The 14,793-nt window shown below is 56.8% G+C and carries 17 protein-coding genes; 6 read left to right on the top strand and 11 right to left on the bottom strand.

All coding sequences use genetic code 11. From position 1 onward, the window contains the following. The first annotated feature begins 62 nt into the window (after positions 1-62). The 3 genes from ARC85_RS18365 to ARC85_RS18355 all read left to right on the top strand — a co-directional run bounded on the left by ARC85_RS18365 (position 63) and on the right by ARC85_RS18355 (position 2,099). Positions 63-917 carry a crotonase/enoyl-CoA hydratase family protein gene (locus ARC85_RS18365; protein WP_011785638.1) on the top strand — a complete coding sequence of 285 codons (855 nt, stop codon included), beginning with the start codon at positions 63-65 and terminating at the stop codon, positions 915-917. Positions 918-920: 3 nt separating this feature from the next. Next, positions 921-1,502: a CPBP family intramembrane glutamic endopeptidase gene (locus ARC85_RS18360; RefSeq protein WP_286715740.1), complete on the top strand. Its 582-nt coding sequence runs from the start codon at positions 921-923 to the stop codon at positions 1,500-1,502. 120 nt (positions 1,503-1,622) lie between these two features. After that, on the top strand, positions 1,623-2,099 hold the full coding sequence (locus ARC85_RS18355; RefSeq protein WP_286715738.1) for a DUF4442 domain-containing protein: 477 nt from the start codon (positions 1,623-1,625) through the stop codon (positions 2,097-2,099). Positions 2,100-2,114: 15 nt separating this feature from the next. Here the strand turns inward: ARC85_RS18355 and ARC85_RS18350 are convergent, their stop codons facing one another. Beyond that, positions 2,115-3,164: an alpha/beta hydrolase gene (locus ARC85_RS18350; protein ID WP_286715737.1), complete on the bottom strand. Its 1,050-nt coding sequence runs from the start codon at positions 3,162-3,164 to the stop codon at positions 2,115-2,117. Between the two features lie 81 nt (positions 3,165-3,245). On the opposite strand from ARC85_RS18350, the gene ARC85_RS18345 reads away from it, so the two are divergent. Then, on the top strand, positions 3,246-3,470 hold the full coding sequence (locus ARC85_RS18345; protein ID WP_011785634.1) for a putative signal transducing protein: 225 nt from the start codon (positions 3,246-3,248) through the stop codon (positions 3,468-3,470). 4 nt (positions 3,471-3,474) lie between these two features. On the opposite strand, the gene thpR is transcribed toward ARC85_RS18345, so the two are convergent. Next, complete coding sequence (gene thpR / locus ARC85_RS18340) at positions 3,475-4,011, bottom strand: RNA 2',3'-cyclic phosphodiesterase (protein WP_286715736.1); 537 nt, start codon at positions 4,009-4,011, stop codon at positions 3,475-3,477. A 74-nt stretch (positions 4,012-4,085) separates the two neighbouring features. On the opposite strand from thpR, the gene ARC85_RS18335 reads away from it, so the two are divergent. Further along, entirely contained in the window at positions 4,086-5,081 is a 996-nt protein-coding gene (locus ARC85_RS18335) for a CobW family GTP-binding protein (RefSeq protein ID WP_153741261.1), read from the top strand. Between the two features lie 25 nt (positions 5,082-5,106). Here ARC85_RS18335 and ARC85_RS18330 read toward each other — a convergent pair whose 3' ends face one another. The 3 genes from ARC85_RS18330 to ARC85_RS18320 form a co-directional block, all read right to left on the bottom strand. Next, a complete protein-coding gene (locus ARC85_RS18330; protein WP_011785631.1) occupies positions 5,107-5,967 on the bottom strand; it encodes a DUF6160 family protein in 861 nt (286 codons plus the stop codon). Positions 5,968-6,064: 97 nt separating this feature from the next. Further along, entirely contained in the window at positions 6,065-7,888 is a 1,824-nt protein-coding gene (locus ARC85_RS18325) for a choice-of-anchor D domain-containing protein (RefSeq protein WP_286715734.1), read from the bottom strand. A 243-nt stretch (positions 7,889-8,131) separates the two neighbouring features. Continuing rightward, positions 8,132-9,154 carry a helix-turn-helix domain-containing protein gene (locus ARC85_RS18320; protein WP_011785629.1) on the bottom strand — a complete coding sequence of 341 codons (1,023 nt, stop codon included), beginning with the start codon at positions 9,152-9,154 and terminating at the stop codon, positions 8,132-8,134. A 199-nt stretch (positions 9,155-9,353) separates the two neighbouring features. Here ARC85_RS18320 and ARC85_RS18315 point away from each other — a divergent pair, with 199 nt between their 5' ends. Beyond that, entirely contained in the window at positions 9,354-10,025 is a 672-nt protein-coding gene (locus ARC85_RS18315; RefSeq protein WP_278349969.1) for a class I SAM-dependent methyltransferase, read from the top strand. A gap of 7 nt (positions 10,026-10,032) precedes the next feature. Here the strand turns inward: ARC85_RS18315 and ARC85_RS18310 are convergent, their stop codons facing one another. The 6 genes from ARC85_RS18310 to ARC85_RS18285 form a co-directional block, all read right to left on the bottom strand. Further along, the gene (locus ARC85_RS18310) at positions 10,033-11,031 is read right to left on the bottom strand and encodes a PA2778 family cysteine peptidase (RefSeq protein ID WP_278349970.1); all 999 of its coding nucleotides are present in this window, start codon (positions 11,029-11,031) and stop codon (positions 10,033-10,035) included. Between the two features lie 6 nt (positions 11,032-11,037). Continuing rightward, a complete protein-coding gene (locus ARC85_RS18305) occupies positions 11,038-11,439 on the bottom strand; it encodes a PA2779 family protein (protein ID WP_502688022.1) in 402 nt (133 codons plus the stop codon). Between the two features lie 96 nt (positions 11,440-11,535). Further along, positions 11,536-12,267, bottom strand: coding sequence for a glutamine amidotransferase (locus tag ARC85_RS18300; protein WP_286715732.1), 732 nt, complete (start codon positions 12,265-12,267; stop codon positions 11,536-11,538). Positions 12,268-12,320: 53 nt separating this feature from the next. Then, entirely contained in the window at positions 12,321-13,046 is a 726-nt protein-coding gene (locus ARC85_RS18295) for a YebC/PmpR family DNA-binding transcriptional regulator (protein ID WP_011785624.1), read from the bottom strand. Between the two features lie 120 nt (positions 13,047-13,166). Beyond that, positions 13,167-13,967 (bottom strand): oxygen-binding di-iron domain-containing protein, encoded by an 801-nt coding sequence (locus ARC85_RS18290; RefSeq protein ID WP_114433562.1) that lies wholly within the window; start codon positions 13,965-13,967, stop codon positions 13,167-13,169. A gap of 164 nt (positions 13,968-14,131) precedes the next feature. Next, a complete protein-coding gene (locus ARC85_RS18285; RefSeq protein ID WP_022992924.1) occupies positions 14,132-14,560 on the bottom strand; it encodes an SRPBCC family protein in 429 nt (142 codons plus the stop codon). Positions 14,561-14,793 lie beyond the last annotated feature (233 nt).

Genomic DNA, 14,793 nt, shown 5'->3' with positions numbered 1-14,793 from the left:
TTTCGCGGTAATGTGCACCCTAATAATACGAAACCATGCTCTCAGATGATACGGGATCCATCATGTCTGAACTCGCCAACTACGAAAGTTTCAATATTGAAGTAAAAGACCACATCGCCCACGTTCAGTTCAGTCGCCCCGAGGCGCTGAATACCATGAACAAGGCATTCTGGCTGGAGCTGCCGCGCTGCGTTCAGGACATTGAAGCCAATACCGATGCCCGGGTGATTGTGATCTCCTCGACTGGAAAGCACTTTTCCGCAGGCATGGATCTGGGCGTGTTCTCGGATCCGAAATCCGTGCCCATGAGTGGTGACCCTGGCCGTATGGCGGAGAACCTGCGAAGAGTCGTACTGCAGCTGCAGGATACTCTGAGCTCTCTGGAGAAAGTACGTCTGCCCGTGCTGGCTGCCGTGCACGGGGGCTGTATTGGTGGGGCTCTGGACCTGGTGTGCGCTGCTGACAGCCGGTATTGCACCTCCGATGCCTATTTCACCATCAAGGAAACCGAGCTGGGCATGACAGCTGATGTGGGCACGCTGCAGCGGCTGCCTAAACTGATGCCTGAGGGCGTGGTGCGTGAGCTGGCTTATACGGGCCGCAAATTCGGTGCTGAAGAAGCCCATCGCCTGGGTTTCGTGAACTCGGTATACGAGACTCAGGAAGCGATGCTTGAGGGCGTGATGTCCATTGCCGCCCAGATCGCTGCCAATTCGCCGCTGGCGGTGACCGGCTGCAAAGAAATGATCAACTTCAGCCGCGATCACAGCGTAGAAGACAGCCTCCGCTACATGGCCACATGGCAGTCCGGCATGTTCCGCCCCACGGACATGATGAAATCCTTCCAGGCCAAGGCCCAGAAGCAGGCGCCCGCCTACGACGACCTGTTCCCGGTCAAGGGCCTGTTCGAAAACTGAGTTATGGCCCAAGGTCGCGTCAAACTATCCACCACCGCCGCCCTGCTGTTTCAGGGCGGTATTGGTTTGGTAGGCTGGATCGCGATCTGGCTGTTCGATATTCCGTTAATGCTGAACGGCCTGAATCTGCTGGAAATCCTGCTGTATGGGATCCTGGGCGCTGGCACCACCTACCTTGTGCTATTGCTGCTGACTCAGCTCTCCTGGCTGTTCCCTGATGATCTTGGTTCGCAAATGCAGGCCCTTTACCGTTTCGCGGCGAGTTATCGCTGGCCGGTATTGCTGACCTTGTGCCTGCTCGCCGGGGTGGGGGAAGAGCTCTTGTTCCGTGGTGCAGTGCAGGGCTGGCTAATGCAGCACACCGGGCCCTGGACAGCCTTACTGGCGGCCTCTGTGTTGTTCGGGTTGGTGCACTATGTGTCGTTTACCTATTTTCTGGTGGCAACGGGTCTTGGACTGATTCTTGGTGGTGCCTACCAGTTCTGGGGCAGCCTGCCCTTGGTGATGGTCTGGCATGCGGTATACGACATGCTCGCGCTGTACTGCCTGCTGAACTATCCCCAGTGGTTCGATGTGAAGCCTTGATGTTTCCAGTCTAAAAAATTCAAACGGTCGTATGAATTTTCGTTGAAAACGCGGTGTGGCTGTAAGAAGATAGCCAGCTACACAGTCGTGAAACTGATTCTCAACCGTTTGGATGTTGCCATGAATTCGACGATTCGCCGCTGGTTTGCCAGTGCCGGCGCCATGCGCCGAGTGCTCTCAACTTTCGCCCCTTATCTGGGGGCAGGTATTAAAGTCACTCACATTGCTGATGACTTCAGCTCTGCAACGGTGGAAATGCGTCAGCACTGGTACAACACCAACTACGTGGGCACGCACTTCGGCGGATCTCTCTACAGCATGGTTGACCCAATGTATATGCTGTTACTGATGCGCCGACTGGGCAACGATTACATCGTGTGGGACAAGTCCGCGAGTATTGATTTTATCCGCCCCGGCAAGGGCCTGGTAAAGGCCCGCTTCGAGCTGACCGATGCGCGTCTCGAGGAAATACGCGAAGCCACCGCTGACGGCGACAAGTACCTGCCGGAGTGGTATGTCGAGGTTGTGGACGAGGCAGGAACGGTCGTTGCCCGAGTCCATAAGGTGCTGTACGTCAGGCGAAAGCCGGCTGAGTAGCGCCGGCACCAGCTGCTATTGCTGTTCCACTTTCTGAAGAAACACCGCGATGTCTTCAAACGCCTCGTCTGCCTCGGGCAGAAGTGGCGTGAAGATGTGCCATACATGCACCATGTTCTGCCAGGTGTGAAGCTCCACCGGTGAACCCTGGGCTTTTGCCTTGGCAGCGTAACGCGTGGCGTTGTCCAGAAGCATTTCTGTGGTGCTTGCGTGGATAAGCACGGGTGGCAGCTTGTTAAGCTCACCCCGCAGAGGTGATGCAGCCGGATTGGTAGGAGAGATTCTGAACGCGGCAAGTGTGCCCCACCACAACACGGGCAGCGGGATTTTGGACAAACCACCAAACACCGGGCCCAGCAGTGGGTCCGTGCGGATATTCTCTCGATTGCTCGGCGCCGTAAGAGTGAGATCCGTGGAGGGTGACAGGGCAACGGCGGCATCGGCCTGCCGCAGGCCATTGTCGCGAATCCACGCCAGCAGAGACAGGGTATGGCTGCCGCCCGCTGAATCTCCGGCAACCACCATGAAGTCGACAGGCGCTTCGCCGTCCGGGCCATGATTCAGCAACCATGCATAGGCCTGGCGGCAGTCCCGAATGCCATCCATGAACCGGTGTTCGGGCATGAGCCGGTAATCAACCGCAAAAACGGCAGCATTGGCAATCCGGGAAAAACGGTCGGTAATCGCCCGGTGACTGCGAGGGCTGCCAGCAGCCCAGGCACCGCCGTGAATATAGAGCACACGTCGGCGGGGATCTGCCCCGGGCGACAGTATCCATTCGCCACGCGGATGATCCTGATGCCGGATGTCCGATTCGATATCCACGCCTTCACCCAGGCTGTCCAGGTGATTGCGGAGGGCGATCAGCCGGGCTTTGCCTTTCAGGCCGCGGGAGGCGCGCCCCATGTCCTTGATGCGTTCTATGACCTCATCATGAGCCGGGTTTGGAGCAACCTCCTTCATAACCCAGTCCTGGCCGTCGTACTCGGAAAGATCCTTTACCCGGAAGATCAGCAATGTGATCAGGACAACAAGAGTAACGACAGCGAGCAGAAACCAGAGCATGGACAATCCTTGGGGCGCGAGACACAGGGCATTGGGACGACTATAGTCGAAACAGCGTTAAGCATATAGGAGTACGCCGTTTTGCAAATAGCCTATCGGGCCCGGGATATTACCGAAGCTCACATCATAGCTGGCCTGCTGAGGGCCAATCACATAGAGGCGCACGTTGGCGGGCATTACCTGCAGGGTGCACTGGGCGAAATCGGCGCTGCCGGCTTTACCAATGTGCATGTGGCTGACGAGGACTGGGTTCTCGCCAGAGCCTTGATTGAGGACTACGAGGCAAACCGGCTTGAGCAATCCTGAAGCTTCAGGCGTTTAACGGATAGCGTTCCAGCACGGTATAGACAGAGCCGCTCTGGCCTGGAGTACTTTCAAACAGCGCAAAGTCCTGAACCGACCAACTGCCAAACCGGGTCCTCTGGTAGTGCTCGATCAGCCCGGCCACCGAGCCTGCGCCAGCCCGAAAGCGGCTCAGTGTGATGTGAGGTTTGAATGAAGGATTCTGGAGAGTGAAGCCGTCGTTGGTGAGCCCTTGGGCAAGGGTGCGTTGCAGTTCCCTCAGTTCATCCTCGTGAGAGACCCCCGCCCAGAGGATTTTCGGGCTCTCCTCCTTGCCGAAGCAACCCAGCCCGGCGGCTTCCAGCTCAAAAGGCGTATGGGCCACCTTTCTGGCGTTATCCCGAGCCTGGGTTACCTGTTCGCTCTCCACCTCTCCCAGAAACGCCAGGGTTAGGTGAAGCTGGGCTTCGCTTTGCCAGCGGGCACCGTTAATGTCAGTTTTTACCGTTAAGACGCTGGTCTTGATCGACTCAGGAATTTCCAGCCCGAAGAACAGTCTTGGCATAAACTCCTCCTTAGTCGGGACGTAGCCCGGTCTGGTCAATGTTGTTATAGTATAACGTTTTTGAGGCCCGAATTATGTCCAGCATTTCCCGACCGATTCCCACCAACCTGATTCTGGGGTTTCTTGGCGTTGGCAAAACCACTGCCATTCTGGACCTGCTACGCCAGAAGCCGGAAGGGGAAACCTGGGCGGTACTGGTGAACGAGTTCGGCGAGGTGGGCATTGACGGTGCCATCCTGGAGACCGAGGGGGCGGTGGTGCGCGAGGTGCCGGGTGGCTGCATGTGCTGCGTCGCGGGGCTGCCCATGCAGATCGGCCTGAACCAGCTGATTGCCAGAGCCAAGCCGGATCGTCTGCTGATTGAGCCCACGGGCCTTGGTCATCCTTCCCAGATTCTCGATACCCTGACCGGAGAGCATTATCAGGGTGTCCTGGCGTTGGGGCCGGTGATTACTCTGGTGGATCCACGCAAGCTCGAGAACCCGAAGGTGCTTGAGAATGTGCAGTTCCGGGATCAGATCGAAGCTGCCGATATTCTGGTCGCCAACAAATCGGATCTGTGCACGGCACAGCAACTCTCGGCGTTTGAGGACTGGATTGCCACGCTGCCCCTGACGAAGCGTGCCGTTTACACGACAAGCCAGGGACATTTGGCGCCCGGGTGGCTGGACGGTGAGATGGAGCGTCAGCCGGTATCCAGCCCGGATGCTCATCAACAGCGGGCTGCGCTTGATCTTCGCCCCCCGGCACCGTCTCTGGACGACCAGCCCTGGCAGCGGATGACCAACCGTGGTCATGGGCATTACAGTCTGGGCTGGCGCATCCACCCGGAAATTCAATTCTCGGAGGCGTCTCTTCTGGCAACGGCGATGGACGAACGCCTGGTGCGGTTCAAGGCCGTTGTGCATACCCTGGATGGCTGGCGAGTGATCAATCAGGTGGAAGGTGCGTTGACCGTTCAGCCCTGTGAGCCGGGAGAACAATCGCGGATTGAATTGATCAGTTCAGAGCCCTTGGCAGAGAGCGATCTGGATCTGGAAATGAAACGCGCCGCCGGGTTGGCAGAGTGAGGGCCCGGAACGGGCCCTCGGTGCATTACTGGTGACCGTAGATTCTCATGCGGGTGTTCTGCACTGAGAGGTTGTCCAGTGTCAGGGAACCGATGCTGGTTCCGCCCACCAGAACCTGGCCAATCTTCATGTCTGCGTCAAACTGTTGCAGATCAATCGCCAGGGAATCGTCCGAGCTGCCGAAGCGTTGGTCTTTATAGACCTCCACAACGATATCCGCGGCGGCATCCAGAATGGTCGGGCCATTGCCGCCAGTTGCTTTGTCAGCAACCTTTTCGAGATAGGTATTCTTGGTGAGCTGCAGGTCACGAATACCGATCGCGAGGAAGTCGACATCGATATCCAGATCGGAAATACCGACCTTTGTGTCCAGGGTCAGCTTGTCGGTCGCGGTATCCACGGTGATGCCGACCTTGTTGAAGATACCTCTCATTGAAAAGTTGCTTGCCAGCAGCGTGGAGTCTGTGTTGCCCTGCAGGCTCCATTCACCGGTTGTCACGCCAAAATCGATAGGAGCTGCGGTGATTGGCAGTACGTTGATGATGGCGTCGCCATCCGCGGCAACGTCGATCTCGATCTTGATATTGTCGATCAGGTCGGTGTAATCCTTGAAGGCCAGGCTTCTGCCAATCTCGATGTCTTTGAACATCTCATCCTCATAGCCGGCGCCAGCACCGCCGATGCTGATGTCCTTGATGGCGAGAGAGCCTTCATCGGTATATCTGAATTCACCAATGTTTACTTTGGTTTCGAGCTCGATGGTGACACCGGCCTGACCGGTGATGCTGCCCATCTGAGCATCGTCGATTGGTTTAAGTTCTGCCTGCGCGGCAAACGGCGCGCCGATGATAGCCAGTGCTAGCAGATTTCTTTTCAGGCTTTTCATTGCATTGTTCCTTTTTTTGATTTTGTTTTTACTGCGTGTAAGGTTCACGGCCAGCTAGTGCCAGCCGTGAACCTGCTTCCGGCGATGCCGGAATTCCTCAGAATTGCGGAGTGAGCTCAAGGTTGATGGTGTTGCCCGGGCCAGTCATGAACTGGTTGAGCAAGCTGGTGAGCAGCCCGCAGTTCTCCAGAGCGCCCAGTTCGTAGACGCCGCTGACCTCGCCGCCCGTTGCCGGGGAGAAGTTAGAGCCTTCAACGGATTTGAGTTCGATGTTGATCGGTTCACGGGTCTGGCACTCGGAACCGCCACCGATGCGAACTGGCAGCCAGCCAAGCTTGATGGCAACCTTGGGTACTTTCACATACAGCTTGGAATTTGCGGTCAACTTGCCATTCACAAGTGTGCCGGTGGTAACCTCTGCCTGCTCAAACTCCACGTTGGCTGCCGCATTGATCTTGCTGAAAAGCAGTTTGATGGAGAAGTTGCCAGAGGTAGGCAGTACTTCCAGATCGGCTTCAAAGGTGCCTGAGGCAATGTCCAGCAGTGTGGCAATGGAACCGTTCAGCGGCAGGGTGCCTCCGGTTGCATTGATCAGAGTAGAGCCCTGCAGACCGAGCAGCAGCTCCAGCTCGGAACCTCCGGTCGGTTCCTCGTAAGACTCGGCTGTGACGCTGACAGAGGTTTCCGCAGTTTCCGGGTCGTTGGAGCGAACGACAAGCGTTGCGTTGCTTACACCCGGTGCCCCGGCGGTGTAGTTCAGATCAACGGTGCAGCTTTCACCTGCGGCGACCGTTGTACAGTCATTGGTCTGAATGAAGTCCGCCGCATTGGCGCCAGTCAGGGTGATGCTGTCAATCTGCAGAGCAGCGTTGCCGTTGTTGTCTACGGTAACCTGTGCAGTTGCGCTGGTGCCTGACAGAACGCGACCCAGATCAACGGATTCCGGCGTTACCGAAATTTCCGGAGTGGGTGCCAGAGTTCCCTTGCCAGAGAGCGGAACGCTTACAGACTCGTTCTCCGGATCGGTAGATTCGATGGTCAGAGTAGCGTTGCGAGTACCTTCGGTGCTTGGAGCAAAGGTTACGTCGACAGCGCATGAAGCTTCGGGCGCCAGGCTGGAGCCGCACTGATTGGTGACAGTGAATACATCGGCGTCGGTTCCATCAATGAAGATGTTGCTGAGGCCAAGGCCGGTGTTGCCGGTGTTAGTAATGGTCACACTCTGCTGCGCACTGAGGCCAGCCTGTACTGATCCAAAGCTGATGTCTTCAGGGGTAATACTGATGCGTGGTGTTTCAACAACGTCTCCGCCTACAGTCACTGTCTGAAGCAGGTTGTTCTGATCCGGCAGCTGAACACAGTCGGTTGTGATTTCGCCGATTGGTGCGGGTGCGATGTCGCCGTTGGCGGTGCGCGCGATCAGGTCCAGCCGCAGAGCGCCTACCCTGATTTCCAGTTCGCCGACATCATCTGCGGTAACCAGGAATTCCGGTGAAGTGCCGGTAGCCGGGACATTGAATTCGCCGGAGGTTTCCGGAACCGGTGTCGGTGGTATATCAAGAGTGACGATCTGCTCTACCGTTCTGCCCGGTGTGGTAACGCTGTTGAAGCTGGTGGCAACCCCTTCAAGAGTGGCTGATTGAACCAGTTTCAGGCCGGTGCGGGCATCGTCGTTGACAACGGTGATCGCGTCTACGGTGAAGGCCGGTATCGTTTCTCCCACTGATGCTGCCGAAGGAATATCAGCACTGATGGTGGCACGGATCGGTTGATCACCGATGAGTGGAAACGGGCACTCAAATGCCAGCTCGGTGGACACTTGTTCGGCGGAGGCATTACCTGCGCCTCCCGCCATCAAAGCCGCCGCGGCAATCGCGGGGCCGAGCTTGCGGACACTCGTATTGAGGTTCCTGAGTTTCATGAGTTCGTCCTCTGTACGTCGTTATTTGTTGTAGTGGGTTGCAGACAACACCGATAAGGACTGCTCAATCGGACTTGCAAAGATCCCTTTGCCATACGTGTTCACGTATGAGTGCAGCGTTATTAGACGGGGAGAGGGTGCCGCGGGTCATTGCTTGTCGCGGCACCGTTTTTGTTCAAAGCGGAGAGGGGCGAAGGGATTGTCTAAACCGTGAACGGTGTCAAAACGAAAAGTGAGCTGTGTTCACTTTTTTGAGCGGGCTTGCCGCCGAACGTCGCCGGGGGTTTTGCCCGTCCAGGACCGATAGGCTTTGGTAAAACCGGCCTGGTCACTGAACCCCAGCTTCTCGGAGATCGACTCCAACGGTACGTTGGTGTCTTTCAGATAAAGGGTGGCGAAGCTTTCACGAATTTCGTTGCGCAGTTCTCTGAAAGAGGTGCCGGCGCTGGCAAGATGCTGGCGCAGGGTGCGCGGGCTGATGTCCAGGCGCCGGGCGATGTTTTCGGTGGTGCAGGGACGGCCGGGCTGGCTCATGATCAGTTCGCGAACCTGCATGGCGGTCTCGTCGGCTTCCAGATTGCCTGGTTTTCGATGGCATCGGGTACGGGCTACCAAGAACTCCAGGTTCGCCTCGCTTTTCGGAATTGGTGAACCTTTCAGTGGCATGGTTACCTGAGCAACCGGTGCATCGAATTCGAACTCGCACCCGGGGGCCAGCAACTGCCAGTCTTCCAGTGAGGCAGACGACGGAAAATCAAACTGGAAGTGGAAATGGCTGCAAACCTGGCAGGAGATACGGTGAATGCTGCCCATATAGATCTTCGTCAGGCAGGGTCTCAAGTCCTCTACGCCCCAGGTATCGATGAGCCGGATGCGGAATGTAGAGCCGGTCGATTCCAGTTCCATGTCCATCAGTGGCAGGCCAACGCGCAGGTATTGCACGATCATGCTCACCAGGCGTCGCGGATTTTCCTGGCCCAACATGGCGAACCCGAGCAGGCCGTGACTGGGCAGGTCCAGTTGCTGGCCAAATTCGAACGCCGCGCGCTCGTCGGTCATCAGCCAATCCGCCTGGCGCAGCAAATCCATGACCTGATGCATGGACAAGCTGGCGTCCGGGTTATTCAGCATGTCGTCGGTGATGCCGGTATTGGCAAGAATGGTATGCCGCTTTACACCGCGATGTTCCATAAAACGGACAAAACGGCGGGCATAGCGAGCCGAGACGATCGGCACTTCCAGTGCGAGTTCAGATGACGTTTCCATGTTCCGGTCTCTGAGCCGGGGCAGTTCCCGGGCATTTAGTCTTGAATTGAACTGTTGTTATCATTCAAGAGGTACAAGCCGACTCCTCTCTGTTCGGCGCCAGTATAGGCAGCGCACGATGGGCGCTTTTACGCATCCGGTCACAAATTCGCCGCATGGCCGGATATGACAATGAAACTTTTGTCAGGTTGAAACGTTCATGATCGAAAGACCGCAATCGTCCGCGCAGCAGGAAGCGCGCTGCCCGGTGTGTGAAAACGCTGAACTGGTGCCGTTTCGTGAAGTGGGGCAGCAAACGTATTTCCGTTGTGGCCAGTGTGAAGCCACGGTGATGGCCTCCGAGTGTCGGCTGTCCGGCTCCCGGGAGCGAGCCGTCTATGAATTGCACAACAACAATGCGGACGATCCCGGCTACCGGCGTTTTCTTTCAAAGCTGGCCAAGCCTCTGCTGGGGTATGTTGAACCCGGAGCGCAGGGGCTGGACTTCGGCTGTGGCCCTGGCCCGGCATTAGCCAGAATGCTTGAGGAAGCGGGACTGCATATGACTTTATATGACCCGTTCTTTTACCCGGACGCCGCCGCGTTGGATCGGCAATACGATGTTATTACCTGTACCGAGGTTGTGGAGCATCTGCATCATCCAGCCGAAGTGTTTCGCATGCTGGACAGCCTGCTCCGGCCCGGAGGCTGCCTGGGTATCATGACTTGCTTCCAGACCGACGATGCCCGTTTCGATAACTGGCACTATCGGCGCGATCCCACCCATGTGGTGTTCTACCGTGAGCAGACATTCCGCTGGCTGGCCCAGCATTATGGCTGGGATCTGGAGATTCCCGTGAAAGACGTTGTGCTCCTGCGAAAATCCCTGTGACCGCCTGTTAGTGGGCGTTTGAGGGGCAGGCAGGAATCTGGGGGCAGGCGGCGGCATCTGCCGCGTTTGATCGGGCCTCATCCTGTAGCGGTTTAAACCGTTTCGGTGCCAGCCTGGCCGCACACTCGGAGGCATGTCTGGCTCTAGCCGGACAGCCTGCATCGTTGAGTGCGATGGCGAGGTTGTTCCAGCCTTCGGAGAACCCGGGGAACTTCTCGACCACCCTCAGGAAACTGCCCACGGCATTCTGAAAATGACCTAGCTGGTACTGCAGGTTGGCGTTTGCCATTAACGGTGTGGGCTGCTCGGGCCATCTCGTGATGGCAGTTTGGTAGGCTCGCTGGGCCGCCCGGGTGTGGCCTGTTGTCTCTAGATCGTGGGCCGCCTGGAGGTAGGGCAGCATTTCAGCACTTGCGGGTGTTTGATCGGGGGGCAGAATGACTGCAGCCCATCGCTCAGCCTTGCTCCAGGTGTTGTAAAACACCTTGTATGGCATTTCATAGTGGCGCCGTGTATCCGTGTTCAGGATGAAGACCTGTTCCGTGCTGTCGTAGCCCACCACCACCGCAAAATGCCATTGCGGCCACCAGCTCAGACGAAGATTCTGCATAACCAGGACCGGATTTCCGGCCTCAACCTCGGCCAGAATGGCCTCTGGTTCCGGTTCCAAACGGTACACCAGCATGTCGTGGGCCCGTGCGCCGGCAACCATTTCCACTTGCAGGGAGCCTTCCTTGCCCGGCAGGTAGACCAGCTCTTTCAGAATGTCCGGATTGGTCGCCAGCCCCTGTGCGTTCAGCATCATGGCCAGAGAGGCGGGACCGCACTGGTACTTCTCCTGCGGATAGAAGGGCACCTGTTCCAGCAGCTTTTCCGGGTAAACCGGTTTGGTGTTGTCCCGGGCAGAGACAGGCCAGTCTGGTGTTGATGCACACCCGGCCAGAAGCACTATGGCCGTCAGAGCGACGGCCATAGTCAATTTAAGACGGCTGTTCATCTGCTGCATTGGGGATCAGCGAATGCATTTCACGAAGGGGAACAGATCCGTCGCGCAGAGCATATCGGTTATGATGAACACCAGCAGGAACAGAACAATGATACCGACAACACCTTCGCCGGTTGGTGCTTCGGCCAGTTGTTGTTCAAACTCGGCCAGTTCCGTCGGGGTCAGATTCTGGATGCGCTCTTCAACCTGGGCTTCATTCACGCCGAGTTCCTGGAGTTTTGCCTTCACGCCCCGGTCGTCAAGCATCTCCAGCAATTGTTGCCTGTCCAGATCCACCTGTTGCTGCTGGATCAGCTCGCCGGTACCCACCATGCCTGCGTTGGCGGACATGGAGAAGGTGGTCGCAAACGCGAGGAGTACGGCCATGGCCAGTGAGAACTTTCTTAAGTGCTGTCTGATACCGTTCATGTGAGGCTCCTTTCTCAGTTGTATTCCAGTACAGTAGATAGCGATCTGTACTCATTCAACATACAAAACGTTCACACAGCCGCGCGGGTTCCATGACTATTTGGTCATTGTGCGGGCGTTCAGGTACTCAGCGAAAAGCTTCAGCAAGTGATTGGCGTCAGGTGCAGGACGAACACCCTGCAGCAGGCTCTGGGCGTCCAGGCCTTCGGCAACGATGTCCGGGTATTGGACTTCGAGGTAGGCTTTCATGATTGCATCGGTGAATTCCGGATGAAACTGCACGCCCCAGGCATGTTCGCCAACCCTGAACGCCTGGTGTGGCTCGAAGGCCGAATTGGCCAGCAGTACAGCGCCCGGAGGGAGCTCAATTGCGGATTGCTTGTGGGTCAGGTGGGCGGGGAATTCTGCCGGCAACTGACTGAACAGGGGGTCTGAGCTGGCGCTGTCGAGCAATCGTACGGTGTGTGTGCCGGTCTCGCGGCCTTTCGGATGGTAGTCTGCCTTGCCACCCATGGCATGGGCCAGCAACTGGTGGCCATAGCAGACTCCGAGAAGTGGAACCTTGGCCTCGACGGCCTGTTTTATCCAGCGGGCGGTTTCTTCGCTCCAGGGCGCTTTGTCGCTGACCATTGCCGGCGAGCCGGTAATGACGATGCCAGCCCAGTCGCTGGGAGCAGACGCGGGTGGCGTTTGCACGGCATCCAGCACGGTAACGTCAAGATCACCGTTGAGGTTGCGGAGGAACCAGGCGTCGAAATCACCAAACTGATCCCGTATCTGCGGGTAGGTTGAGCCTGTTTTCAGGATAATAACCTTTGGCTTTTCCACGCCTGCTACCTCCGCCCTGTCGCGCCGCTGTGACTACACTTTGCCAGCAGAGGTTATTCCTGCGGCAGTTCTGCGTTGTGGAATACGTTCTGTACGTCGTCCAGATCGTTAAGCATGTCGAGGAATTTCTCGAACATCGGGATGTCGTCGCCTTCTACCACGGTGGTGGTTTTTGGCAGGAACTGGATCTCGTCCACATCGAACTCAATGCCTTCAAACGCGGCTTCCAGAGCCTGTTTGGCTTTGGCGTATTCGGTGTTCGGGGTGAATACCGTGATTTTGCCGTCTTCGCTTTCGATGTCGGTAACGTCCACGTCGGCTTCCATCAGGGCTTCCAGTACGGCTTCTTCATCCTGGCCGGCGAATGCAAAGATGGCGCAGTGATCAAACATGTGGGCCACGGCGCCCGGGGTGCCGATCTTGCACTTGGTTTTGGTGAACGCCAGGCGAACATCGCCAAAGGTGCGGTTCGGGTTGTCGGTCAGGCAGTCCACGATGACCATGCAGTTGCCCGGGCCGTAGCCTTCGTAGCGGGCCGGCGCATAGTCTTCGCCTGCACCACCCTTGGCTTTGTCGATGGCTTTTTCAATAACGTGGGTGGGCACCTGGTCTTTCTTGGCCCGCTCGATCAGCCCGCGCAGGGAAAGGTTGGCTTGCGGGTCGATGCCACCAGCCTTGGCGGCCATGTAGATCTCGCGGCCGTACTTGCTGTAAACCTTGGTTTTCGCGGCGGCCGTTTTGGCCATGGATTCTTTGCGGTTTTGGTAGGCTCTGCCCATATTCGCTGCCTCTAGGGTTCAGTGAAAAGGCGGATTTTACTGAACCTGAGCGGATTGCAACAGGCCTGATTTCGCAGCTTTTGCCAGGAGGTGGTTCCGCGTCCCTGCGGCACCGGGTTGTTACACGTAGTCCACCGGCTGGCGATAGTTGTCCTGGGATACCAGATCAATGCCACAATCCATATCGCTGACCCAGTTAAGGAAGCGATCAATCATAACCGGGCCTTCAAAGCGCTTGCCATGCTGGGGCACGATCATCGACACGTCCATGTCTCGAACCATGTTGGCCCAAAGACGACAGACTTTCTTGGAAGCAATGTAACGGCGGTGGAAGCCGATCATGTTCGGGATGTGTTTGTCGAAATCTTTCACCGGCTGGTGGTCGTCTTCTCCGCCCATGGACGCGCCGAGGTCACCTGAGAACAGGATTTTTGAGACCGGATCGTAGAATTGAAGGTTACCGACCGAGTGCATGAAATGCGCCGGCAGGCACTGCAGATAAGTCTCCCCGAACCTCACATTGGCGCCGCCGTCAGGAATACTGACGATGCGGTCGTAGACGCTGCCGCTGAGTTGGTTGGTGACGTAGCTGGACACCAGGTGAGGCAGAAAGCGTGCCCACAGCTTTGAGGTAACGATTTTTGCGCGGGTGTGAACAATCCAGCGGTCGATGGCGCCGATGATGTCCGGGTCCTGGTGGGACGCGAAGACATAGTCCATATCGCGGATGTTCATGTACTTGGACGCTGCGACGGAGAGTGGGGTGTAGGTCAGGTCTCCGCCGGGGTCGATCAGGGCTTCGTGTTTGCCATCAACAATCAGGAACTGGTTGGACTGCACGCCCTCGCCGGTTACCAGGGAATCGAACATCAGGCACTTGTGGTGTCCGTTGTCGAAGAGAACAATCGGTGCTGCCGCCATTTCGGTCTCCCGCAGAACAGTAGGTGTTCAGCCACAGGCATGCCTGATGGCCGGATATTGCAAACTGCGCGGGAGAGTACAGAATTGATAAATATGAATTATTGCCTCAGGTCAATTATCTGATATTCATCAAGTAACCGATTGTTGCCTGCGCTCCCACAGGCTTACGCCATTGACGGCAGGCGTTTGATACCACGGCGTAATCCCTTTTCCAGCGCGACCTGAACCGCTTTGCCGGTAAACGGCACAATATCCTCAAAACGGATGGAGTACTGAATACGGGTTCTTCCTTCGCCTGCATCGGAGAACAGAATACGCCCCAGGTGATTACGCAAAGGGCTGATGCTGCTGATGGTGTACTCAATCAGAGAGTCGGGTTCAAAACCGAGTACGGTTTCCTCAAGAGACAGCGGGCCAATGCCGATCTTGCGAACCGAGCCAATGCCGTTGGGGTCTGCCTGGTCGCTGTCCTTGATACGCTTGACCGGTGCCCCGACCAGTTTGCCGAAGCGGTGGTGGTCGGCAAAAACGGCAAAAGCCTTGCGCCTGGGGACATCGAAAGTTTCATCAATTTCAATGGTGTACTGTGCCATGGTGCTGCTCTTGTTGTTAGACGGTGTTCAAGGTTAACCGTTCACCGGGTTCAACAAAAGTCGCAGGCGCGGGTTTTCATCACTGAGAACTGGTTAAAACAGGCCACCGGTTTGTTGGTTGGTATTCCGGAGGCTGGTGGTTATAATCGGGACTGCTCAGGATGAGTCAGTTCAACATAATCTTCAGGGATCGAAGTCATGCCCCAGGCAAGCGGATTGCAGTTCACCGCCCG

The organism is Marinobacter sp. tcs-11 (genome assembly GCF_002049515.1).
Lineage (GTDB): Bacteria > Pseudomonadota > Gammaproteobacteria > Pseudomonadales > Oleiphilaceae > Marinobacter > Marinobacter nauticus.
This window is presented reverse-complemented; position numbering and strand designations above follow the sequence as displayed.